We start from the raw sequence: 21,538 nt of genomic DNA on the forward strand, positions 1-21,538 counted from the left end.
CGCGCAGATGGGGAGCCATTATGAGGAGCAGACGCGCAGCAGCCCGCAGAACCATCGAGGCGCCTGCTGCGCCACCAACGCCAACGAGGGCGGCTCGCCCGTCAAGGCGAGATAGACCGCGCAGTCGACACCCAGAACGAGCAGCGCGGCCATTCCGATGGCCACCACCGTGCTTGCAAACACCAGGCTGCGCCGCACGGGCAACGCCAGCCTCGTGCGCGGGTGCAATTTCCTACCGTGGGCGAGATCGTTCATCGACAGGGATCGTGGCAGGCGAAGATTGGCTCCACCTTAAGACGACTGGGAACGCCTGTCGTTCATGCGGTCAGTTGTCGAAGTCGCGCTCCAGGCTGGCCATGCGCCTGACGCGATGAAGGTCATGGACGTCGAAGCGCAGCGCCTCCCGCGCCGGTAGGTTCGAGGGCGCGATCAGGGATCGAGCGAGCTTTCGTTTGGGCGGATGGAGATGGCTGCCTGGCCTTCGCGCCCCTGGCGCGAGCGCTGCAGCAACAAGCCCACCAGCACCATGGCCGCCGCCGATCCGGAAAGGCCCGGCGACGCGAGCACCAGGCTGGCAAGGCCATCCACCGCGGCCACGCTGACCTGCTGCGCATGGTCCACGAGTGCAACGATGTGCGCGCCCTGGACGTTGTTGATGTCTTCCAGCCGCACGCTCAGGTCCTGCCAGCCGCCGCGAAAACGGATCTTGGCGAAGATGCCATCGGCAATTGCCACGAGCGACAGCACGCCCAGGGGGCGCAGCAGTTGCTCCAGCATGTGTCCCCGGTCGCTCGGCAGTGCGGTTTCGTATACCTCGGCCACCAGCTCCGGGATCGCCCTCTCTTTCTCGGGCGTCGCGGTCATGAGGGCCTGACGTTCTGGGCCGTGATGGCGCGCATGTGCGCCAGCGCCGTTTCCAGCGCTTCTTCCGCGTGAACGAAATCGTTGTGCCGGGTGAACCAGGCCGCTTCGTCCAGCGCGAGCAGGGTTTCGGCGACACCGGCGGTGGACGTGGTGCGCAGTGCGCGACGCGCCTCGCGAATGGCCCACATGGCGTGGCTGTTGTGGCTGGTGTAGATGTCGACCTGCGCGCGCCGGACGTGTTCCATGGCCGCTGTCGAGAACTGCTCGGCGCTGGCTTCATGGAACGGGTGCGCGTAGGCGGTTGCCCCCACCATCGCGTCAACAAACATCAGAGTCGAGAGATCGTTTGACATATGCCGCCTTCTTTGAAAGTGAGTTGGTGTGGGTGTCACTTTGATCCGCGCGTGGCGATTGGAGGTTGCAAATGAAGAAGCCGCAGATGACATATGTCATCTGCGGCTTCTTGAGGCAACCGGGTGAGCCGCTCGTTTGCCGCGAGCGTGTGCTCCCCTGCCCTGCTTCGCTGTCAAGCCGCTGGCTTCGGAGCAGCCGGCATCGTCTTCTTGGTCGTGGACTTCTTGGCCACGTGCTTCTTGTGCGCAGGGGCCTTGGCCTTGTGCTTCTCAGCGGGCATCTTCTGCGCCATTGGTGCGGCGGCAGGCGCCGCAGCCGGGCTTGCCATCGGGGTGGCGGGCTTGGGCGATTCCATGGTGCTTTGCGCAAAAGCGCTGGCCCCCATGGCTGCGATCGCGGCGGTGATGAGGACGGTACGTAATTTCATTCGAAGCTCCAGGTTCGCAGCGTTCTTGAATTGCGGTCGATGCTGCGTTTCGTCAACCACGGCCCCAATGCTGCGTGCCCCCGCTGCGTCCCTGGTTTCAATCCACCCGCCTGCACATTTCACTTGCAACGGGTGGTGCGCGGCCCAACCCCGCCGCCGAGGCGAACCGCGTCCGGCGTCAGAACAGCGTTTCCACGTCGCTGGACAGCAGGTACCCGGCGCCCCGCTCGGTGAGGATCAAGGTGGGGTTGGTCGGGTTCGGCTCGATCTTCAGGCGCAGGCGGCGGATCTGCACATCAATCGTGCGGTCGTACACCTCGGCTTCGTGCAGGCGCGACATTGACAGCAACTGATCGCGGCTCAACACCCGCCGTGCCGCCCGGCACAGCGCGTTCAGCAAGCTGAATTCGCCGTTGGACAACTCCACCGATTCGCCGGCCGGCGACGTGAGGCGGCGGGTGCGCAGGTTCAGCTCCCAACCCGAGAAACGGTAGGCTCGGCGGGTGTTGTCGCGCTCGGGCAGCGTGGCTTGCACCTGGTAGCGGCGCAGCACCGCGCGCACGCGGGCGAGCAGCTCGCGCGGGCTGAACGGTTTGGTGACGTAGTCGTCGGCGCCCAGTTCCAGGCCCATGACGCGATCGGCCTCTTCGCTGCGGCCCGTCAGCAGCACGATCGGCACCGTGGCCCGCTCGCGCAGCAAGCGCGCCAGCTGCATGCCGTCCTCGCCCGGCAATTTGAGGTCCAGCAGCACGAGGTCGATGGCTTCCTTGTCGAACAGGGCAAACATGTCCTTGCCCGAGCGACCGGCGCTCACGCGCATGTCGTTCTTGCCCAGGTACTCGACCACAAGATCGCACACGTCGTCGTCGTCGTCGATCACGAGAATGTGGGGAACGTTGGTGGTGTTCATCGCGTCGTGCTCAATGGGAGTCGGGCGAGCCACCCGGCCGCAGCGGATGGTAGCGCATGGCACTGCAGCCGCCGCGCTGCAGCGCATACTCGACCACCTTGTGCAAAGGTGCTTTGTTGAACCCTTTGAATTCCGACACCTCTTCCCGCCCGTTGGCCGCCTGGCTGCCGTGGCTGTTTGCATTGGCGCTGTGGTTGCTGCTGGTGGCCGTGACCGCGTTGTCGCTGTGGCAATTGCACCGCACCGCACTGGACAGCCAGCGGCGGGAAATGGCGTTGCTGTCGCTCGCCCTCACCGACGAACTCGACAGAGGCCTGCGTGGGGCCGAAGAGGGTTTGCAGGCGCTGGGCACGGAACTCGGCAGTCGCCAATCGCCCGCCACGGGCGGCGACACCGTGCAGGCGCTGCGCACGCGCGAAGCCCTGATGCCGATGGTGAGCGCGCTCTGGTTGCTGGGCCACGACCGGGCGCTGATCGCCTCGTCCGAAGCATCCCCCGTGCCCGACCTGCAGACCTTTGTGCCGCGCCTGGAAACGCTGGCTCCTGGGGCCACGGCCCTGAGCCGGCCGTTCGCGCAGGCTGACAGCCCGAACAAGCTGGTGGCGCTGGCGTTTCGCGTGGGTGCCCTGCGCGAGCACCCGGGCGGCTGGATCATCGCCGCCATTCCCGCCAACAACCTGCTGGGCGCATTCGGTGTGGCGCTGCCCGCGTCGGACGCGCGCATGGCGATCTTTCGCCGCGACGGCGAGCGTCTGGCCGCCGTCAACGTGGGCCATCTCAGCGCCGACGAAGCCGCGCAGGCCAAACGGCACCGCGCCGGCATCCTGCGCTTCAGCGATGGCACCGACAACCTGGTGGACTCGCACCGGGTCCCGCGCTACGGTCTTGATGTGGTGTTGTCGCGCGAACTCGGGGCCGTGCTCGAAGGCTGGCGTGGCGCGCTGAAGCTGTCGGTCGGGGCGCTGGCGTTCCTGCTGGTGACGATGGCGGTGGCGGTGCACATCGTGACGCGCTCCGAACTCCAGCGCATGGCCGCACAGCAAGCCCTGCAGGTGCAGCTGGGCCGTACCAGCCGGCTGGAAGCGCTGGGCGCACTGGCCGGTGGCGTGTCGCACGACTTCAACAACGTGCTGGCCGGCATCGTGGGCTACGGCGAAATGGCGCAGGATGCCGCCCCAGTGGGCAGCGCCCAGGCTCGGCACCTCGACAAGGTGTTGCAGGCGGCCCAGCGTGGCAAGTTGCTGATCGAGCGCATCCTGTCATTCAGCCGGGGCGGCGCGCGCGCCTCGACCGTCTTCGAACTGGAGCCAGTGGTCGAAGAGGTGCTGACGCTGCTGACCGCGTCCCTGCGTCCCGGGGTGGTGCTGGAGCGTGTGCTGGGCGCCCCGGGCGCGAGGCTGCGCGGCGATGCCACCCAGGTCTTCGAAGCGGTCATGAACCTGTGCACCAACGCCATGCAGGCCATGCCCGAGGGGGGCATGCTCAGCGTTCAGCTGGAGCGCCGGCGGGTGAGCACGCCGCAGGTGCTGTCCCACTCGCCGCTGCCCGTCGGCGAGTATCTGGCGCTGAGCGTGAGCGACCAGGGCGATGGGATCACACCCGATGTCATGGAGCACCTGTTCGAGCCCTTCTTTTCGGCACGCACCACGCAGACGGGCACCGGCCTCGGGCTGGCAGTGGTGTTCGGGGTGGTGGCCGAGTTCGGCGGTGCCATCGACGTGGACAGCCGGCCTGGCGAGGGTGCGCGTTTCACCTTGTACCTGCCCGAGTGCACCGACGCGCTGCCCGGGGCGGCAGAAACGGTGACGGTCGTGCCCGAAGGCGCGGGTCAGCGCTTGCTGGTGGTCGACGACGAACCGGCGCTGCTGGCCATGGCCGAAGAATTGCTGAGCGGCCTGGGCTACGAGCCGGTGTGTTTTGCGGATGCCCGTGACGCCCTGCAGGCCATCACCGAAGCGCCCGACCGGTTCGCAGCGGTCGTCACCGACGAGATGATGCCGGGACTGAGCGGCACGGCGTTGGCGAGCGCCCTGCGCGAACAGGCCGTGCACCTGCCGGTGGTGCTGGTGAGTGGCTACGGCGGCGCCTTGCTGGCCCGGCGCGCCAGCGACGCCGGCGTGACCCGCGTGCTCATGAAACCTCTGCGGCGCGACGAACTCGCGCACACCCTGGGCGAACTCCTCTGAGCGCAGAGGACGCGTGCCAGGCTGGCCCGGGCGTGGTTCGGCCTGTGTGACAGATGGCATACAGGTCCATCCCGTGCGACACATACCGCCACATCGGGCGCACCAAGATGTGTCCATGCCGGATAGCCAGTCCCCTGAGACCGTTATGTCACGCCTGTTGATCCACGCCTCGGTAAACGGTGACGGCGGCCGCGGGATGTTGGGCGCGCTGGTGCGCCGCGCGTGGGCCTGCGTGCGGCACACACCCGACAGTGGTGTGGCGACACTGGAGATCCACGACCTGCAAGGCCACCGCATGCTCACTTTGACGGACGCGAGCGCGTTGGTCGACATCGTTCTGCCCACCGGAACCTACCATGTCACCACGCAAGTCGGCGAGAAACGGCGCAGCTACACCGCCGCGCTGCAGCCCGGCACCACCACCGTCCTGTATCTGCAACCGCATGCCGCCGCGCGCATTCCCCACGCCGCGTCTCCGGCGCGATAGTTGCTTTGTCCATCGGGGCAAATACGGGGCTGCTCCCGCCAAGTGACCCGAAGCCCAGAACTACAATGATTTCACCGCCCGTGCCGCCCCGGCACGCACATTCAAAGGTATATCGATGAAGACACTGTTGCTGTCATTGAGTCTGATTGGCGCCGCTGCCCTGGTGGGTTGCGGCAAAACCGAAACGCCCGCACCTGAAGCGGCTGCTCCGGCTACCGCACCGTCGGCCGCGCCGGCGCCTGCGCCAGCCGAATTGCCGGAGTTGAAGGTCGCCATCGACCCGACCTACGAGCCCTTCACCTACAAAACCGCCGACGGCAAGCCCACCGGCTTCGACGTGGACATCGCCAACGCCCTGTGTACCGAAATCAAGCGCAAGTGCGTGTTCGTCGAACAGGTCTGGGACAGCATGATCCCCGGCCTGCAGGCCAAGAAGTACGACGTCATCGTCAGCTCCATGTCGATCACCGAAGAGCGCCTGCAGGTCGTCGACTTCACGGACAAGTACTACTTCACGCCGAGCCGCATCGTTGTCAAGACCGGCACGCCGTATACCGATCCGGCCTCGCTCAAAGGCAAGAAGATCGGCGTGCTCAAGGGCAGCACGCAAGAGAAATACGCCATGGGTGAACTCAAGCCCGCTGGCGCCAGCATCGTGCCCTACGAAGCACAAGACCAGGTCTACCTCGACATCAAATCGGGCCGACTGGATGGCACTGTCGCCGATCAGGTCGAGGTCACGGGGGGCTTCCTGAGCAAGCCCGAAGGTGCGGGCTACGGCTTCGTCGGCCCGGTGCTCAACGAGCCCAAGTACTACGGCACCGGCGTGGGCGTGGCCCTGCGCAAGGGCGAAACGGCTCTCAAGGACGAGCTCAACGCCGGTATCAAGACCATCCGCTCCAACGGCGTCTACGACACCGTGGCCAAGAAGTACTTCGACTTCGACGTCTACGGCAACTGAGCCGTTGCGGTTTGTCCGGCTACTTCGTCTCGATCCTGCAAGGCGCCCTCCTGACGGTGGGCGTTTCACTGGCCGCCCTCGTGGTGGCCATTTTGTTGGGCCTGCTGGGCGCGGTGGCCAAGCTCTCCGGTCGACCGCTCCTGGTGGTTCCGGCCACGGTCTACACCACGCTGGTGCGCGGTGTGCCCGAACTGGTGCTGATGCTGCTGATCTTCTATGGCGGCACCATCGGGCTCAACCACTTGCTGGCTGCATTGGGCAGCAAGTCCTCGGTGGACATCAATCCCTTTCTGGCGGGCACGCTCACCATCGGCTTCATCTACGGCGCCTACATGACCGAGACGTTTCGCGGCGCCATTCTCTCGATCCCCAAAGGGCAGATGGAGGCCGCCTGGGCCTTCGGCATGGGGCCGGTGCGCACCTTCCTGCGCATCACGGCCCCCCAGATGGTGCGCTACGCCCTGCCCGGCTTCACCAACAACTGGCTGGTGTTGATCAAGGCCACGGCCCTGGTCAGCCTCATCGGCTTGAAGGAGATGACCTACCTGTCGAAACAGGCCAGCGCGGCCACCCGCGAACCGTTCACGTTCTTCCTCTTCGCGGCGGCGCTGTTCCTGGTCTATACCTCGGTGTCCCTCTGGGCTCTGCGCCGGCTCGAGCGGCGTTTCAGCCTGGGCGTGAAGCGCGCCCAAACCTGAGCAGCAAGCCATGCGCTGGGACGTCATCTTCCAATCCAAGCACCTGGCCATGTATGGCGAGGGTCTGATCACGACCCTGTGGTTGCTGCTGTCTTCGTTGGGCGTGGGGGCGGTACTGGCCCTGTTGTTCGCACTCGCGCTCACGAGTTCGATCGCGCCCTTGCGCTGGATCGTCGGTGCCTACACCTATGTGATCCGTGGCACACCGCTGCTCATTCAGCTCTATCTCATCTATTACGGCCTGGGCCAGCTGGAATGGATCCAGGCGCGATGGGATGAAGTCTGGCCGTGGACGCACTTCAAGGAGCCCTTCTTCTGCGCCCTGCTCGCCTTCAGTCTGAACACGGCCGGCTACACCGCTGAAATGCTGGCCGGCGCGATCCGCGAAACCCCGGCCGGCGAAATCGAAGCGGCACAGGCCATGGGCATGGGCCGCGCGCAGGCCATGCGCCGCATCGTGCTGCCCAGCGCCCTGCGCCGCACGCTGCCCGCCTACAGCAACGAAGTGGTGATGATGCTGCACGCCACCAGCCTGGCCAGCACGGTGCCCGCGATGTTGGACGTGACGGCCGCCGCCAGCCGCATCTACTCCGACTTCTACCTGCCTTTCGAGGCCTACATCTTCGCGGCAGCCATCTACCTCACCATCACCTTCACCCTGGTGGGCATGTTCAAGCTCGCCGAGCGCCGCTTCCTGGCCCATCTGGCGCCGCGAGCGCACTGAAAACCCCGGACAGCCCGTGTTCGCCCCATGCAACGCCTCGAATACCCCCTGCTGAGTGCCAGTCTGGGCCACCAGAAGACCCTGGTCGGCTTTCGGTATGGCACGCCGGGCGCGCGTCCCAAGGCCTACATCCAGGCGAGCCTGCATGCCGAGGAACTGCCCGGCATGTTGGTCGCCCACCACCTGCGGCAATCCCTTGAGGCCGCGGAAACGGCCGGGCGCCTGCGGGGCGAAGTGATCCTGGTGCCCGTCGCCAACCCCATCGGCTTGAGCCAGCGGCTGCTTCACCGGCCTGCGGGGCGCTTCGAGTTCGGGTCGGCCGAGAACTTCAACCGCCACTACCCCGACATGGCCGCCGCGGTGCTGGCCGATGCCCAACCGCTGATGGGCGCGAATGCCGAGGCCAATGTGGCCACGGTACGCCGTCTCGTCGGCCAATGGCTCGCGCGCTGGCAGCCCACGAGCGAACTCGAGAGCCAGCGGCGCCAATTGCTGCTGCTGTCACACGATGCCGACCTGGTGCTGGACCTTCACTGCGACATGGACGCGGTGATGCACCTCTACAGCGAAGAGGCGTGCTGGCCGGCGTTCGAACCCCTGGCGCGGCTGCTGGGCTGCCAGGCGGTGCTGCTGGCGCACGAGTCGGGCGGTGGTCCCTTTGATGAACGCCTGTCGGGCTTGTGGTGGCAGCTCGCTGCTGCCTTGAAATCGGCCGGTGTGAACGCGCCATTGCCTCAGGCTTGCGCCAGCACCACCGTGGAACTGCGCGGCGAAGGTGACGTGTCGCACGACCTGGCCAGGCAGGATGCGCAGGCCATCGTCGCGTTTCTCGAGCACGCGGGCGCCCTCGCCTCTACCGCGCCGATGCACTTGCCGCCCATGGCCTGCCAGCCCACGCCCTTGGCCGGTTCTCAAACGCTGCATGCGCCTGTTCCCGGCGTCCTGGTTTTCCTGGCCCGACCGGGTGACACGCTTGGGGCCGGCGACGTGGTGGCCGAAGTCATCGACCCGACGGCTGCTGGCCAGGCCCGCGTGCACGAGGTGCGTGCCGAAGTGGCCGGTGTGTTCTATGCCAGCGTGCGCGAGCGCTACGTGGTGGCAGGCGGTGAAATCGGCAAAATCGCCGGCGCCACGCCGTTTCGCTCGGGCAATCTGCTGGGCGCATGAGTTTCCCTTTTTCTTCCGGGCATCCCAGAACATGACCACCGAATCCAATGCCACCCGAACGCCCGGTCGTCCCTTGCTGGAAGTCCAGGACATCCACAAACGCTTCGGCGCGAACGAAGTGCTCAAGGGCGTGTCGCTGCAGGCGCGCGCGGGCGACGTGATCAGCCTGATCGGCAGTTCCGGCTCGGGCAAGAGCACGCTCTTGCGTTGCATCAACCTGCTGGAGAACCCCAACAGCGGCCGCATCGTCCTGGGCGGCGAGGAGTTGCAACTCAAGCCCGACCGGCATGGCGAGCTGCGGGCGGTCAACGCGGCGCAGTTGCAGCGCTTGCGCACCAAGCTGGCCATGGTGTTCCAGCACTTCAACCTGTGGGCCCACATGACGGTGCTGCAGAACGTCATCGAAGCGCCCGTTCACGTGCTTGGCATCCCGAAGGACAAGGCCGTGGAGACCGCGCGCCGTTATCTGGAGCGCGTGGGTTTGCGCGGTGTGGAGGACCGCTACCCCTCGCACATGAGCGGCGGCCAGCAGCAGCGCGTGGCGATTGCGCGGGCGTTGGCGGTGGAGCCGGACGTGATGCTGTTCGACGAGCCCACCAGCGCGCTCGACCCGGAGCTGGTGGGCGAGGTGCTGCGCGTCATGAAGCTGCTGGCCGAAGAAGGCCGCACCATGGTGGTGGTGACGCACGAAATGGGCTTCGCGCGCGAGGTGTCGTCGCACCTCATCTTCCTGCACCAGGGCTGCATCGAGGAGCAAGGCGTCCCGCGTGAGGTGCTGGCACACCCCAAGAGCGAACGTCTGGCGCAGTTCCTCTCGGGCAACCTCAAGTAACAGGTCCGCTCAGCCTCTCCGCCTTTCAGGGGCGCAGCTCCAGCGTCGATCGCCATTGCTGCGGCTTCATGCTCAGGGTGCGGTACTGCACCTCGACCCAGCTGTCGGCCATGTCGCGGTAGCGGCCGGAAAACACATTGCCGCTCTGCCCCGTCTGGTAAATGAAGCGCGAGTTGTCCATGTCGGCCAGGTCGTACACCGCGCGCAGGCTGGCGGCGTGGCGGTTGGCGTATGGAGCGCCGGCCTTGTCCAGATGGTATTGCCCCACGTTCACCGTGAACGGATCGCCGCCCGTGGGCCGGCGCACTTCGAAGAACCTGGCCAGGGGCTTCACGTTGCTGAAAGGGCGGTGGATCGAAATCGCGGGGTGCGCCCTTCCCCAGCGCCAGTTCGCCACATCATCGCCCTGCTCGGCTTGCAAGCGCTTGAGCGCATCCGTCAGTGCCTGGCCGCTGGCCACCGAACAACCGGCAGCGCCGCACCAGCTCGCATCGTTGCGCTCCAGAATGCCTTCGACCGCGCTGCGGAACAGGCGCTTGCCGTACAGGCCGGCAAAACGCTGCTGCCCCACGCGTTCACCAATCACGCGGCGGGTGAAGCTGTCCACCCAGGCGGTGTAGATCAGCGGCGCGGCCGCGTCGGCCCGCATCTCCCCCTTGAAGTCGCGCAACGCCGCCTGGGCAGCCGGAGCCAGCGGGTGGTCCGAGACGGCTTTTTGCAGGAACGGCAGCAAGCGCATGGTGGCCGCCGAATACACGTCGGCATGCAGGGCCTGGAAGGACTCCAGAGAATGCTTCGGCGTTTGTTCCAGCAAGGCTTCGATGCGCTCCTGGCGGTACGGAGCAACCCAGTCCTGCGTGAGGAAGTGCGGGTAGTCGGCCGCGTGGATGCGCTGATTGGCGGTGGCAATCCAGCCACGGGCGCCATCGTCTTGCGGTGTGTCTTCGTAGGGCAACCAACCCGTCCAGTCGTAGCGCGTGTCCCAGCCGGGCGAAGGCGCGATGCCGCGGATGTCGTTCTCTGGCGTGCGCACCGGCACCCGGCCTGCCGCCTTGAAGGCGATACGCCCTGTCCGGTCGGCCATCACGATGCTCTGCATCGGGGAGTTGAAGTCGCGAAATGCGTTCAGAAGCTCGTCGACCGACTGCGCCTGGTTCGCCACCAAGGTGGCCACGACGTTGCTGTTGTCCGTGTCCAGTGCGGTCCAGCGCAGGGACAGCACGTAGCGGCTGGTGTCCAGCACGCGGCCGTGGCTGGCTTGCGCATCGCTGAGCACCGGCCCGTGGCGCGTGCTGCGCACCATGTGGCTCACATCGGGCTTGCCTTTGACGCGGATGGTTTCCATGCGCATGCCGAAGTTGGCCCAGGCAGGTTCACTGCCCGTGGATGGCACGCGGTACTGCGCCGGGTTGGCCGGGTTGATCTGCTCCAGGTAGAGGTCCTGCACGTCCGGCCCCGTGTTCGTGAAGCCCCAGGCCACCTGCTCGGTGCGCCCCAGCACCACGAAGGGCGTGCCGGGCAGCGTCGCGCCGATCACGTCCATGCCCTTGACGCCGTCGGCCGCCGGCGCCTGGAGGCGCGCGAAGTACCAGATGGCCGGCGCGCTCAGGCCCAGGTGCGGGTCGTTGGCCAGCAACGGCATGCCCGAAACCGTGCGCGAACCGTTGACCACCCAGTTGTTCGAACCCTTGCCCTCGTTGTCGCCCAGACCGTCGGCCCAGCGCTGCAGGTCCGCGCCGATCTGTTCGCGCACGGACGCCAGCAGGCCTGACGCCTCGGCCGCGGCCGGCGTGGCGGATATCTTGACCGGCGTATTCCGGTACACACCGAGATCGCGGTACAGCTTGGCCAGGTCGGCCGTGGCGGCAGGCCGTTCCCCGGGGTAAGGCGGAAACAGCTCCCACAGGGCCTGGGTGTCCAGCGTTTCCAACGTGCTCAGCCGGGCGAACTCGTTGCCCCAGTTGCCGCCGAGGTCGAGCGCCATCATGAGCGACCAGCCTACGCTGTCCAGCGGATCCCAATAACGGCCGGCCAAAGCCTCTTCTTTCGGATCGATGCCCAGCAGCAGAAACTCCGGCGACAGCGCCTGCTCGGTGTGGGCAAAGAAGGCGTTCACCCCGTCGCTGTAGGCCTGCAGGGCGTCTTTCGATTCGGTGGGCAGCATGTCGAACTGCCGGCGAGACGCCTCGCGGATACCCAGCGTGCGCATCAGCTTGTCGGTCTCCAGCGTGGCCTCGCCCAGCACCTCGGACAAGGTGCCGCGCATGACGCGCCGGTTGAACTCCAGTTGCCAGCCGCGCTCCTGCGCATGCACGTAGCCGATGGCCATCCAGGCGTCGTGCGGGCGGCTGGCCAGCACATGGGTGACGTCGCTGGCATCGCGCTGCACCTTGACGCTTGCCGAGAGGCCGGCCAGGTGGAGGGAGCCATCCATCTTGGGCAAGGAACGCAAGGCGTAGAAAGCCAGCAGCGCAGCACCGGCCACGAGCAAGACCATAAAAAGGCCGAGGAGTCGCTTGATCCAACGCACGGGTGTCTCCGAAAAAGCGTGTCGAACAATGCAGCGCCCATCGCGGCGCCACGGCGGCCGCGCCGCTTACTTGCGCGCGCCGCCCGGCCCCAACGCCAGGTTCCCCTCGATGAGCTTGAACCTCACGGTGGGTGCGCTGAAATCGCTGAACGGCGCACCCATGGCGATCTCGCCGTCGCTGTGCAACAGGCATTCCTGCCGGCGCAGCGCGATCACATGATCGCCGCCCACAAAGCGCACCCAGGTGCCATAGCTGCTGATGTCTTCGAGCACATAGTTGCCCGAGCGGATGTCGATCGAAACATGCAACCGCGACACACGCGGATCGCTGACCACGAAATCGGCCTCGGGCACGCGCCCGATCTTCATGGGCAGATCGGTCAGGCTGAACGGCTGGAGGCTGTCCAGCCAACCCAGTTCAATGCCCCCGAAGACGGCATCCTTGGTCGGGACCAAGGCCTGCAGATCGGCTGGCAAGGTGAGGAACTCCGACAACATTTCGGGCTGCCATTCGATGCGGAATACCTCGCAAGGCTCCACCCGGCCCTTGATGCGCATGGGGCCCAGGCTGCGGCTGCGCACGTTGTGGCGCGGCCCCAGTTTGCGGATCACGGTGTCGGTGGCCATGATCTGCTCAGGGCCCGCCAGATCGCTCAGCCGCGAAGCCACGTTGACCGCGTCGCCGAAACAATCACCATCGACCACCACGACCTGGCCACGCGCCATGCCGATCTGCATCATGAGTTTGAGACGGTCCGGCCACTGCAGAAGGCGCTTGGCATGCTCCTGCTGGATCTGGACCATGGCGTCCACCGCTTCGTGGTTGTTGGCGAACGACATCAGCACGCCATCGCCCAGCATCTTCACCACCGTCCCCCCACCTTGAGCACCCATGGAGCCGATCCATTGGGTCAATTTGGTGACCGCCTTGGTGGCACGGTCGTTACCCAGTGTTTCAAACACCGAGACGCTACCGGTCAAATCCACAAATGCAATGGTCAGTTCTGCCATAAGACGCTAGGAATAACCGCTGGATTACAACACACCGCCCCCCGGTATCCGACCCGGCTGCCCCGACCACGCACGGCCTGGGGCCGTCGGTATGCACAAAAGTGTATTAATGTACTAAAAACATTAGAAACAAACTCAGAAGTCGGCGCTAAGCACCTGATTTATTTGTTGTTTTTTGCTTTGATACAGGTGTTTGAGATTGCAAGTTTGTGCAAGCTCGCCGTATCCTGTGGCCCATTGCAGCCATTTCATTTGCTCCACCTCCATGCGCTGGTTCAAGCCCGGTATTCGCAACAGCATTTCGGCCCTTCTGGGGCCGGACGCGCGCAGAGATTCGCTCGAATCGCTGGAGCCGGTGCGTGAAGCCATGCTGGCCTTGCTCGGCGAGGACGGCGCCCGCGCCCATCCTGAACTTTCCCGCAAGCTGCGGTATGTGCGCGACGCGCACAGCCTGTGGTACGCGCGCGCCGAAATGGTCGCGGTGCTGAGCGAATTGCATGGCGAGGCGCTGGCGGTGCACCGGGTGCAAAGCCTGTCGCCCGCGTTTCAAGGCCTCCTGCCCAAGAGCCTGATGAACGCCAGCCTGCAGCGCCGCTAGGTCTTATCCCCAGAAAATCAGGGCATCGCGCCCGTCCACCAGCAGATCCACCTGGCGCCCCACCGGCAGCAGCACCTTGGTCGGCACATGGCCAAACGGCAAGCCGGTGAAGACCGGCGTTTTCGTGCGCGTGCGCAGCCAATCGATCACCGTCTGCAGCTTGAAGCCACGGTCGTAACCAGGCACCAGCTTGAAGCGGTTGAACGAGCCCAGCAGCACGGCCTTCTGACGACCGATGACGCCGGCGTTGAGCAATTGCGTGAGCTGCCGTTCGATCCGGTACGGGTGTTCGTTGGCATCCTCCAGAAACAGGATACCGCCCTCCACCTGCGGCAGGTGCGGCGTGCCGATGAGTGCGCAGATCACGTTGAGATTGCCGCCCCACAGCGTGGCGCCGTTGAGCTTGAGGCGGTAAGGTTTGTCACCCTTGCCCGGATAGGCTTTGGCGTCCGATGCGGGCAATGTCCAGCCCGCGCCTTCGCCATGGCCGAGCAGCAGATCGTCGAAACAAGCCTCCATGATCTCGTCCGTGGCCTGCGCGCCAAAGTCCTCGCCCAGCGCGGGCCCGGCCCAGGTGATGGCGCCGGTCTTGGCCATCAACGCCATCTGCAGGGCGGTGAAATCGCTCAGGCCCACGAACTGGGTGCCTCGCTCGATCGCTTTGGTGATGGCCTTGAACGGCAGCTCGCCCACGATGCGCGTGAGGCCGTAACCGCCACGCGTGATCAGCGCGACATCGGCGCCGCTGGCAGCGGCGCGGCCGATCGCAGCCAGGCGCGTGGCGTCGTCGCCGGCGAAGCGCATATGGCTGCTGAGCGCGCTCTCATCGATTTCCACCTCATGGCCCAGCGCCTTGAGCCGCGCCACGCCACGGCGAAACGCGGCCTTGTCGCGCACCGCGCTGGAGGGGGAATAGAGGTAGATGTGGCGCGGGCCGTGGCGATGACTGTGGTCATGACCGCAAGTGGGACTGCAAACGTGATCGTCGTGGCGCATGACAAGGAGGCGGGCAAAGGGTGGGATTATCGCGGGGTGAAATAGTGCACGGCGGCCTGGGCAATTGCTTCGCCGTGCTCCTGCACGAAATGGCCGGCATGGGGCAACAGCATCGGCGGCGGGCAACCGCGGATCGACGCGTGCAAAGCGCGCATGACCGGCTCCCCCAGCACCGGGTCCTGCTGCCCGATCACCATCAGGCTCTGTCCCTGCCATTGGCCCGACCAGAAGTCCCTGGCCCGCCGGCCGAGGACCGCACCCTCGTCCTGCGTGTGCTCGGGCACCATGGGTGGGAAGGCGCGCAAGGCCGCGCGGTGTCCGCGGTCCGGAAACGGTGCGTTGTAGGCCTGGCATTCCTCGGGGGACATGTGCGGGTTGCCGCGCGCGAACAGGCGCGCCACGTCGAAGCCGGGGTTTTGCGCGCACATCTTGCGCCACGCCAGGAAGCCGGGCGGGAGCGGCACATCGCCCGTGGCCAGGGTGGTGTTCATCACGAGCAAGCCGGCGTAGCGTGAGGGAGCTTCCATGGGCAGCGTGAGGCCGAGCAGGCCGCCCCAGTCCTGCACCACCAGCACCACATGCCGCAGATCGAGCCGTTCCACGAACTCGAGCAGCACCTGCCGGTGCCAGCCGAAACGGTGTGCGCCGTCCTTCTTGGGCTTGTCGCTGCGGCCAAAACCGATGAGATCGGGCGCGACCACCCTCGCGCCGCTGACCACCCACGATGGGATCATCTTGCGGTACAGGTAGCTCCACGCCGGGTTGCCATGCAGGCAGAGATAGGTCAACGGCGCGCCCTGCTTCGGGCCTTCGTCCAGGTAATGCAGCCGCAGTCCTGCCAGGGCCGGCAGGTCGCTCAGGTAGTGGGGCGCCCAGGGGTAGTCCGGCAATCCGGCGAAGCACGCCTCGGATGTGCGCAACGCATCTTCTCGCAGCGGGTGCAGGTTCACCCGGCGGTCCTTGAAGAAATCGCGCAGCAACAGCGCGCCCTCCTCGGCCAGCACACCGCCTCGCACCTCGGTCTGGTGGTTGATCTGCGCATGCCCGAAGAGATCGAGCACCGAGCCGGCCGCGCCGGTCTTGGGGTCGGCCGTGCCAAACACCACGCGCGATAGCCGCGCGTGCAGCATGGCGCCGCTGCACATGGCACAGGGCTCCAGGGTGACGTAGAGCGTGCAGCCGTCGAGCCGGTAGTTGCCCAGGGCCTGCGCGGCGGCGCGCAGCGCGACGATCTCGGCGTGGGCGGTGGGGTCGTGGCCTTCGATCGGCGCATTGCGCCCGATCGCGATCACCTGGCCATCCTTGACCACCACGGCACCCACCGGCACCTCACCCGCCTGCGCGGCGGCGCGGGCTTCGCCCAGTGCCAGGCGCATCCAATGGGCGTCGTCTGTGGCGGGCGTGGTGGGCATGCGGCGAGTGTAGGCCAGAGCTGTCAAGCGGCCGCGCATGTCGGCCCTTGTAAAATGGCTGCGGGTGTTCTTGCGGCAAGGTGCCGTGAACAGGTTCAAGCGCTGGTCGGGCCGCCGCGCGGAATGGATGCGACCATGAACCGAACCCCGTCTCGGCAGACCCTGCCGCGTGCTCAGATCCTTGCCGAGCGCGCCTTCTCCACCCTCGAACGATTTCTCCACATCGAAGCCGTCAGCGGCATCGTGCTGTTGCTGGCCGCGACCGTCGCACTGATCTGGGCCAACTCGGCGGCGGCCGGCAGCTACCACGCGCTCTGGCACGCCCCACTCACGATCGGCCTGGGCGGCCATGTGGTGTCCCAGTCGCTGCACTTCTGGATCAACGACGCTCTGATGGCGGTGTTCTTCCTGGTCGTGGGGATGGAGATCCGGCGCGAGATCCACGAAGGCGCGCTGGCCAATTTCAAACTCGCCGCGCTGCCCCTGGCTGCCGCGCTGGGAGGCGTGGCCCTGCCGGCGTTGATCTACGCCGCGCTCAACAGCACGCCGGTCCAGCTCCGCGGCTGGGCTGTGCCCACCGCGACCGATATTGCCTTCGCCGTGGGCGTGCTCGCGCTGCTGGGCCGGTCGATTCCGGGCAACCTGCGCGTTCTGCTCCTGGCGCTGGCGATCATCGACGACATCGTCGCGGTGCTCATCATCGCGGCCTTCTATTCGGGCGGGCTGGACTTCAGCGGCCTGTGGGTGGCCGGCCTGGGGGTGTTGATGGTGCTGGGCCTGCAGCAGATCGGCGTGGGTTCGGCCTGGGCCTACGTGCTGCCGGGTGCCGTGCTGTGGCTGGGCTTGCTGAAGACGGGCGTGCACCCTACCCTGGCCGGCGTGGTGCTGGGCCTGATGACACCGGTGCTGCCCGGGCGCGCGCGCGAACGGGCGCTGGACACCGCCACGCGCGTCGTGCAGGACCTCAACGGCCGCACCGACCTCACACCCCATGCGCTCGCCGGCCCCTTGAAGGAGCTGCGGCAGGCGCAGCGCGAGGTGCTGGCGCCGGTGACCCGCGTGCAGATGGCCCTGCACCCTTGGGTGGCCTATGGCGTCATGCCGCTGTTCGCGCTGGCCAACGCCGGCGTCTCCATCGATGGCGTGGATCTCGGCGCGGACGGCGCCCAGGCGGTGACAGCGGGTGTGTTGCTCGCCCTGGTGCTCGGCAAGCCGCTGGGCGTGGTCCTGGCGAGCTGGCTGGCGGTGCGCCTGGGCTGGTGTCGCCTGCCGGAGGGGGTCTCGTGGTCGGGGGTCTGGCTGGTCGGGCTGTTGGCCGGCATCGGTTTCACCATGTCGATCTTCATCGCGACCCTGGCCTTTGACAACGCCAACCTGCTCAACGCCGCCAAGCTGGGCGTGCTGCTCGCTTCGCTCGTGGCTGCTGTGCTGGGTCTCGCGTGGGGGGCCGTGCTGGCCTGGCGCGGGCGCCGGCACCGAGCTCTGGCATGATCGCGCCCTATTCTCGTTTTCCCTGATGCCAAACCCGCTTCAAAGACGTTGGGAGCTGGACGCCTTGCGCGGCCTCATGCTCGTCCTGATGACGCTGACCCACATGCCGACGATGTACTCGTTGCCATCGGGTCAGCCGTTCGGCTTTGTCTCGGCGGCCGAGGGCTTCGTGTTTCTCTCGGCTTATATGGCGGGTCGCGTGTACGGAAGACGCGCGCTTCGCGACGGTTTGCCCGCCATGCAGATCGCGTTCCACGAACGCGCGCTCAAGCTCTACCTGTGCCAGATGGCCCTGCTGCTGCTGGCGTTCACGGTGATCGCCTGGCTGGGCGTCACCAACCGCCAAGGGGGCGTGACCGGCTTGCTGGAGTTCCTGTTCATCGATCCCACGCTGGCGGTGCCCGGCGCCGCGCTACTGGTTTACAACCCACCGTTGCTGGACATCCTGCCGATGTACATCGTGTTCATGCTGGCCAGCCCCTGGCTGCTGCGCCGCGGTCTGCAATCGGGCTGGAGCGGCATCCTCATGGTCAGCGGCCTGCTCTGGCTGGGCGAGCAATGGGGGCTGGGCCATGTCTTGCACGGCACGGCCGTGGAGCTCACGGGCCTGGCGATTCCGTACAAGGACACCGGTGCCTTCCACTGGACGGCATGGCAGGCGCTCTGGGTGATCGGTTTGTGGCTCGGGGCGCGCACGCAACCGTTGCCCCGCATACCGATGTGGCTGCTCCTGCCGGCCGCTGCGTACGCGCTGGGCATGCTGGTGTGGCGCCACGTCGCGGGCCAGGCGCCGTTGCCCTGGTTGCCGGCGGTGGACCTGCTGCTCAACAAGTGGTCGCTCGGCCCGATGCGGGTGCTGAACTTCGCCAGTGTGTTCGTGGTGCTGGTGTCGGCCGGTCCGTGGCTCGTGCGCGTGCTGCCGCGTTTGCGGGCGCTGGAGTTGCTGGGACGGCATTCGCTTTCGGTGTTCTGCGCCCACATCGTGATCGCGCTGTTCACCCTTGCCTTCTTCGGTTCGACGCAGGTGATCCGCCCATGGAGCACCGACGTCACCCTGCTGCTTGCAGCGTTCGCCGGCCTGTTCGCGGTGGCGCTGATCGGGGAAGAGCGGGATCGCAAGGGTTGGCAGGGCTTGCTGCCATTCTGGCGCGCGCGCTCCCAGGGTTCCTGAAGCGCGGCCGCAGGCCGTCGGAACTTTCCCGTCGCCGCGCATCCCCAATCCGGCATGAACTCCGCCGACCGTCAGTGGGAACTCGACGCCCTGCGCGGCCTGATGCTTGTGCTGATGACCCTCACGCACCTGCCCACCCGCCTGGCCGACCCCCTGGGCCAGCCACTGGGGTTCGTCTCCGCGGCCGAAGGCTTCGTGCTGCTCTCGGCGTACATGGCGGGTCGGGTGTACACGGCCAAGGCCGATCGCCAAGGCCCCGAGGCGATGAAAAATGCCTTCTTCAACCGGGCGCTCAAACTCTATGCCTGCCAGCTCGCGTTGCTGGTCTTCGCCTTCACCGTCATCGCCGGCCTGGGCTTGGCGCTGAGCGAAGTGGCCATCACCGATTTGTTGAGCTTCTTCCTGGAGCGCCCGGTGGTGGCGGCCCTCAGCGCGGGCCTGTTGCTGTACAGCCCGGCGCTGCTGGACATCCTGCCCATCTATATCGTGTTCATGCTGCTCAGCCCATTGGTATTGCTGCACGGCATGGAGCACGGTTGGCGAACGGTGATGGCGCTGAGCCTGCTGTTGTGGGTCGGCGCGCAGTTCGGGCTGGGGCCTGCCGTCAACCGTTGGGCCATGGGCTGGTTCGACATGCCCGTGCGCTACCAGGACATGGGCGCGTTCGAGATATTCGCCTGGCAATTCCTTTGGGTGCTGGGCTTGTGGATGGGCTTCACCCACAGCCAGCCAGGCCACGCGCCAACGTCCTTCCCGCGCTGGATGGTCGGCGCGGCCATGGCCTTGGCGATCGTGGGTTTTCTGTGGCGGCACACCGCAGGCCAGACGCCCATGCCCGACGGCTCTGCGGTCAACCTCATGTTCGACAAATGGCATCTGGGACCGTTGCGGCTCATCAACCTGCTTGCGCTCCTGGTGCTGGTGATGCACTTCGCGCCCTGGCTCCAGCGGCACCTGCCACGCTGGCGCGTGCTGGAGACGCTGGGCAAGGCGGCCTTGCCGGTGTTCTGCGCCCATCTGGTGGCGGCGCTGCTGGCGCTGGCGGTGTTCGGGCCGGCCCGCCCGGAGCGGCCTTGGTCGGTGGACCTGCTGGTGCTTTTTGTCGCCTTCTATGCGCTGTGGATCACCGCGCGCCTGTCTTTGGCCGCCGACCGCCGCGCGGATCGGCAGCGGGCAAGCAAGGTCCCGGCGGCAGATCTCAGCTCTTCAGGTGCAGCGCGATGATGCGCTGCCAAAGGGCGTAACCTTCCGTGTTGAGGTGCAGGCGATCACCGAGAAACAGCTCCGGGCGCGCCTGGCCTTGGGCATCGACCATGGACGAATACACGTCGATGAAATCGAGCTGGGGTTCGACTTGGCTGTACGCCTTGACCATCGCGTTGGTTTCGCGCACCGCGGCGAGCATGCCGGCGCGCGACGGGCTGGGCTTGATGGACACAAAGGCGATGCGTGCCTGAGGCAGCTCGGCCTTGACCGATTGCACGAAGTCCGCGAAACGCTGCGTTACCGCCCAAGGCGACACCCCCTCGGCCAGATCGTTTTCGCCCGCGTACACCACCACCAACCGGGGCTTGTAGGGCAACACCAGGCGGTGGACCAGCTTCACGCAATCGATCAGTTGGGAGCCGCCGAAGCCGCGCTTGATCACCACCGGCTGGTCGGCGAAGCTCGTCTCCAGGTTGTTCCACATGCGGATGGAAGAGCTGCCGACGAACACGACGCCGCCCGATTGGGGCGCTTGCTTCAGGTCGGCGGCGGCGAAGGCTTCCATGCTGGCCGTCCAGCGCGGATCGATCGCCGCCAGTTGCTGCGAGCCATCCGGCACGGCCGGTACCACGGAAAGCATCGCGTTCGGCTTGAGCGGTTCGGCTTGAGCGCCTTGCAATAGACCCGCGCCCAGCACGCAGGTCAGGACCGCATTTCTCAGGGGAGCCGCCAGGCGTGAACGACGGGAAATGGTGTGTGGCAAGGCGAACATGGAAAGTTTTGAGGCGCTGAATGGACCCGGCTCTGGCGCAAAAAGTTCAGATCGCAGCAGTGTAAGCAAGCGTGTTTTTCCCGTCCATGGCGAGGTTGGTATCAGGCAACACCGCCGGCCATGCCGAGCTGGCGCATCCATCCCGCGAGCGCACGCTCATCGGCATTGCCGGCTTCGTAGGCGGCCAACAGGGCGGTGTGGGATTCCGGCCGGTGCTGGTTGAGCTTCACCTTGCACTGCAGCTCGGTGACGCGCAGTTCAAACGCCACGATGCCCTGCGCCATCTTGCGCTGGTAGTCGCCATCCAGGGCCCGCCACTGGTCCGCGTAGGCCGGGTCGTGGTCGTGGATCAGGTGCTTGAGCAGCCGGTCCTTGTCGTCAAAATGCTCCAGGATGCGCGCCTGCACCGTCGCGTGCACCGCGAGGTAGTTCCAGGTCGGCACGCGCACCAGATCGGGGTAGACGCGCGGCGTCATGTAGGCATGCGGGCCGAGAAACGTCACGAGGGCACGGGGACGGGCCTGCAGATAGCGCCCGTGTGGATTGGGCTTGGCGCAGTGGCCCAGCAGCGTCAGAGCGCCCTCTTCTTCCAGCAGGTGCAGTGGCAGCTGCGTCACGAACGGCAGGCCATCGTCATCGACCGAGATCAGGCTGGCGAAGGGGTGGCTTCGCATCAGCGACACGGCGATCGCGGGATCCTTGGCGGCGAACTGGGGTGGCAGGTACATGCCGCCATCATCC

The 21,538-nt window shown here is 66.3% G+C and carries 23 protein-coding genes; 11 read left to right on the forward strand and 12 right to left on the reverse strand.

What is annotated here, in order from left to right; genetic code table 11:
* Positions 1 to 18 precede the first annotated feature (18 nt).
* The 5 genes from F9K07_RS15205 to F9K07_RS15225 form a co-directional block, all read right to left on the reverse strand.
* Positions 19 to 255: a hypothetical protein gene (locus tag F9K07_RS15205; RefSeq protein WP_159594233.1), complete on the reverse strand. Its 237-nt coding sequence runs from the start codon at positions 253 to 255 to the stop codon at positions 19 to 21.
* 174 nt (positions 256 to 429) lie between these two features.
* Complete coding sequence (locus F9K07_RS15210; protein WP_159594234.1) at positions 430 to 864, reverse strand: hypothetical protein; 435 nt, start codon at positions 862 to 864, stop codon at positions 430 to 432.
* Positions 861 to 1,217: a hypothetical protein gene (locus F9K07_RS15215; RefSeq protein WP_159594235.1), complete on the reverse strand. Its 357-nt coding sequence runs from the start codon at positions 1,215 to 1,217 to the stop codon at positions 861 to 863. The genes F9K07_RS15210 and F9K07_RS15215 overlap by 4 nt, the downstream gene beginning before the upstream one ends.
* Positions 1,218 to 1,390: 173 nt before the next feature.
* Positions 1,391 to 1,645, reverse strand: coding sequence for a hypothetical protein (locus F9K07_RS15220; RefSeq protein WP_159594236.1), 255 nt, complete (start codon positions 1,643 to 1,645; stop codon positions 1,391 to 1,393).
* 178 nt (positions 1,646 to 1,823) lie between these two features.
* Entirely contained in the window at positions 1,824 to 2,555 is a 732-nt protein-coding gene (locus F9K07_RS15225) for a response regulator (RefSeq protein WP_159594237.1), read from the reverse strand.
* 116 nt (positions 2,556 to 2,671) lie between these two features.
* Between F9K07_RS15225 and F9K07_RS15230 the strand changes: the two genes are divergently transcribed.
* From F9K07_RS15230 to F9K07_RS15260, 7 genes are all read left to right on the forward strand, one after another.
* On the forward strand, positions 2,672 to 4,741 hold the full coding sequence (locus F9K07_RS15230) for an ATP-binding protein (protein WP_159594238.1): 2,070 nt from the start codon (positions 2,672 to 2,674) through the stop codon (positions 4,739 to 4,741).
* Positions 4,742 to 4,886: 145 nt separating this feature from the next.
* Positions 4,887 to 5,228 (forward strand): T9SS type A sorting domain-containing protein, encoded by a 342-nt coding sequence (locus F9K07_RS15235; protein ID WP_159594239.1) that lies wholly within the window; start codon positions 4,887 to 4,889, stop codon positions 5,226 to 5,228.
* 115 nt (positions 5,229 to 5,343) lie between these two features.
* Positions 5,344 to 6,189: an ABC transporter substrate-binding protein gene (locus F9K07_RS15240; RefSeq protein ID WP_159594240.1), complete on the forward strand. Its 846-nt coding sequence runs from the start codon at positions 5,344 to 5,346 to the stop codon at positions 6,187 to 6,189.
* Positions 6,190 to 6,200: 11 nt separating this feature from the next.
* Complete coding sequence (locus F9K07_RS15245) at positions 6,201 to 6,887, forward strand: ABC transporter permease (protein WP_159594241.1); 687 nt, start codon at positions 6,201 to 6,203, stop codon at positions 6,885 to 6,887.
* Positions 6,888 to 6,897: 10 nt separating this feature from the next.
* Positions 6,898 to 7,611: an ABC transporter permease gene (locus F9K07_RS15250; RefSeq protein ID WP_159594242.1), complete on the forward strand. Its 714-nt coding sequence runs from the start codon at positions 6,898 to 6,900 to the stop codon at positions 7,609 to 7,611.
* A 27-nt stretch (positions 7,612 to 7,638) separates the two neighbouring features.
* A complete protein-coding gene (locus tag F9K07_RS15255) occupies positions 7,639 to 8,778 on the forward strand; it encodes a succinylglutamate desuccinylase/aspartoacylase family protein (protein WP_159594243.1) in 1,140 nt (379 codons plus the stop codon).
* Between the two features lie 31 nt (positions 8,779 to 8,809).
* Positions 8,810 to 9,610: an ABC transporter ATP-binding protein gene (locus F9K07_RS15260; RefSeq protein WP_159594244.1), complete on the forward strand. Its 801-nt coding sequence runs from the start codon at positions 8,810 to 8,812 to the stop codon at positions 9,608 to 9,610.
* A 25-nt stretch (positions 9,611 to 9,635) separates the two neighbouring features.
* Here F9K07_RS15260 and F9K07_RS15265 read toward each other — a convergent pair whose 3' ends face one another.
* The 3 genes from F9K07_RS15265 to F9K07_RS15275 all read right to left on the reverse strand — a co-directional run bounded on the left by F9K07_RS15265 (position 9,636) and on the right by F9K07_RS15275 (position 13,520).
* Positions 9,636 to 12,107: a penicillin acylase family protein gene (locus F9K07_RS15265; protein WP_159596951.1), complete on the reverse strand. Its 2,472-nt coding sequence runs from the start codon at positions 12,105 to 12,107 to the stop codon at positions 9,636 to 9,638.
* 99 nt (positions 12,108 to 12,206) lie between these two features.
* The gene (locus F9K07_RS15270) at positions 12,207 to 13,151 is read right to left on the reverse strand and encodes an adenylate/guanylate cyclase domain-containing protein (RefSeq protein ID WP_159594245.1); all 945 of its coding nucleotides are present in this window, start codon (positions 13,149 to 13,151) and stop codon (positions 12,207 to 12,209) included.
* A 135-nt stretch (positions 13,152 to 13,286) separates the two neighbouring features.
* A complete protein-coding gene (locus F9K07_RS15275) occupies positions 13,287 to 13,520 on the reverse strand; it encodes a hypothetical protein (protein WP_159594246.1) in 234 nt (77 codons plus the stop codon).
* On the opposite strand from F9K07_RS15275, the gene F9K07_RS15280 reads away from it, so the two are divergent.
* A complete protein-coding gene (locus F9K07_RS15280; RefSeq protein ID WP_159594247.1) occupies positions 13,519 to 13,749 on the forward strand; it encodes a hypothetical protein in 231 nt (76 codons plus the stop codon). The two genes, F9K07_RS15275 and F9K07_RS15280, sit on opposite strands and share 2 nt — an antisense overlap.
* 3 nt (positions 13,750 to 13,752) lie before the next feature.
* On the opposite strand, the gene F9K07_RS15285 is transcribed toward F9K07_RS15280, so the two are convergent.
* Positions 13,753 to 14,745, reverse strand: coding sequence for an LD-carboxypeptidase (locus F9K07_RS15285; RefSeq protein WP_159594248.1), 993 nt, complete (start codon positions 14,743 to 14,745; stop codon positions 13,753 to 13,755).
* A gap of 26 nt (positions 14,746 to 14,771) precedes the next feature.
* Positions 14,772 to 16,157, reverse strand: a complete 1,386-nt coding sequence (tadA, locus tag F9K07_RS15290; RefSeq protein WP_159594249.1) for a tRNA adenosine(34) deaminase TadA — start codon at positions 16,155 to 16,157, stop codon at positions 14,772 to 14,774.
* Positions 16,158 to 16,292: 135 nt separating this feature from the next.
* Between tadA and nhaA the strand changes: the two genes are divergently transcribed.
* The 3 genes from nhaA to opgC (F9K07_RS15305) are packed head-to-tail and all read left to right on the forward strand — an operon-like array spanning position 16,293 to position 20,043.
* Complete coding sequence (nhaA, locus tag F9K07_RS15295) at positions 16,293 to 17,648, forward strand: Na+/H+ antiporter NhaA (RefSeq protein WP_201451432.1); 1,356 nt, start codon at positions 16,293 to 16,295, stop codon at positions 17,646 to 17,648.
* Between the two features lie 25 nt (positions 17,649 to 17,673).
* Positions 17,674 to 18,819 carry an OpgC domain-containing protein gene (gene opgC / locus F9K07_RS15300; protein WP_159594250.1) on the forward strand — a complete coding sequence of 382 codons (1,146 nt, stop codon included), beginning with the start codon at positions 17,674 to 17,676 and terminating at the stop codon, positions 18,817 to 18,819.
* 54 nt (positions 18,820 to 18,873) lie between these two features.
* The gene (gene opgC / locus F9K07_RS15305) at positions 18,874 to 20,043 is read left to right on the forward strand and encodes an OpgC domain-containing protein (RefSeq protein WP_159594251.1); all 1,170 of its coding nucleotides are present in this window, start codon (positions 18,874 to 18,876) and stop codon (positions 20,041 to 20,043) included.
* Here the strand turns inward: opgC (F9K07_RS15305) and F9K07_RS15310 are convergent.
* The gene (locus tag F9K07_RS15310) at positions 20,018 to 20,797 is read right to left on the reverse strand and encodes an SGNH/GDSL hydrolase family protein (protein WP_159594252.1); all 780 of its coding nucleotides are present in this window, start codon (positions 20,795 to 20,797) and stop codon (positions 20,018 to 20,020) included. The two genes, opgC (F9K07_RS15305) and F9K07_RS15310, sit on opposite strands and share 26 nt — an antisense overlap.
* A 101-nt stretch (positions 20,798 to 20,898) precedes the next feature.
* On the reverse strand, positions 20,899 to 21,525 hold the full coding sequence (locus tag F9K07_RS15315) for an FMN-binding negative transcriptional regulator (protein WP_159594253.1): 627 nt from the start codon (positions 21,523 to 21,525) through the stop codon (positions 20,899 to 20,901).
* Positions 21,526 to 21,538: the final 13 nt, after the last annotated feature.

This window comes from Hydrogenophaga sp. BPS33 (assembly GCF_009859475.1).
In the GTDB taxonomy this organism is placed as follows: Bacteria; Pseudomonadota; Gammaproteobacteria; order Burkholderiales; family Burkholderiaceae_C; genus Hydrogenophaga.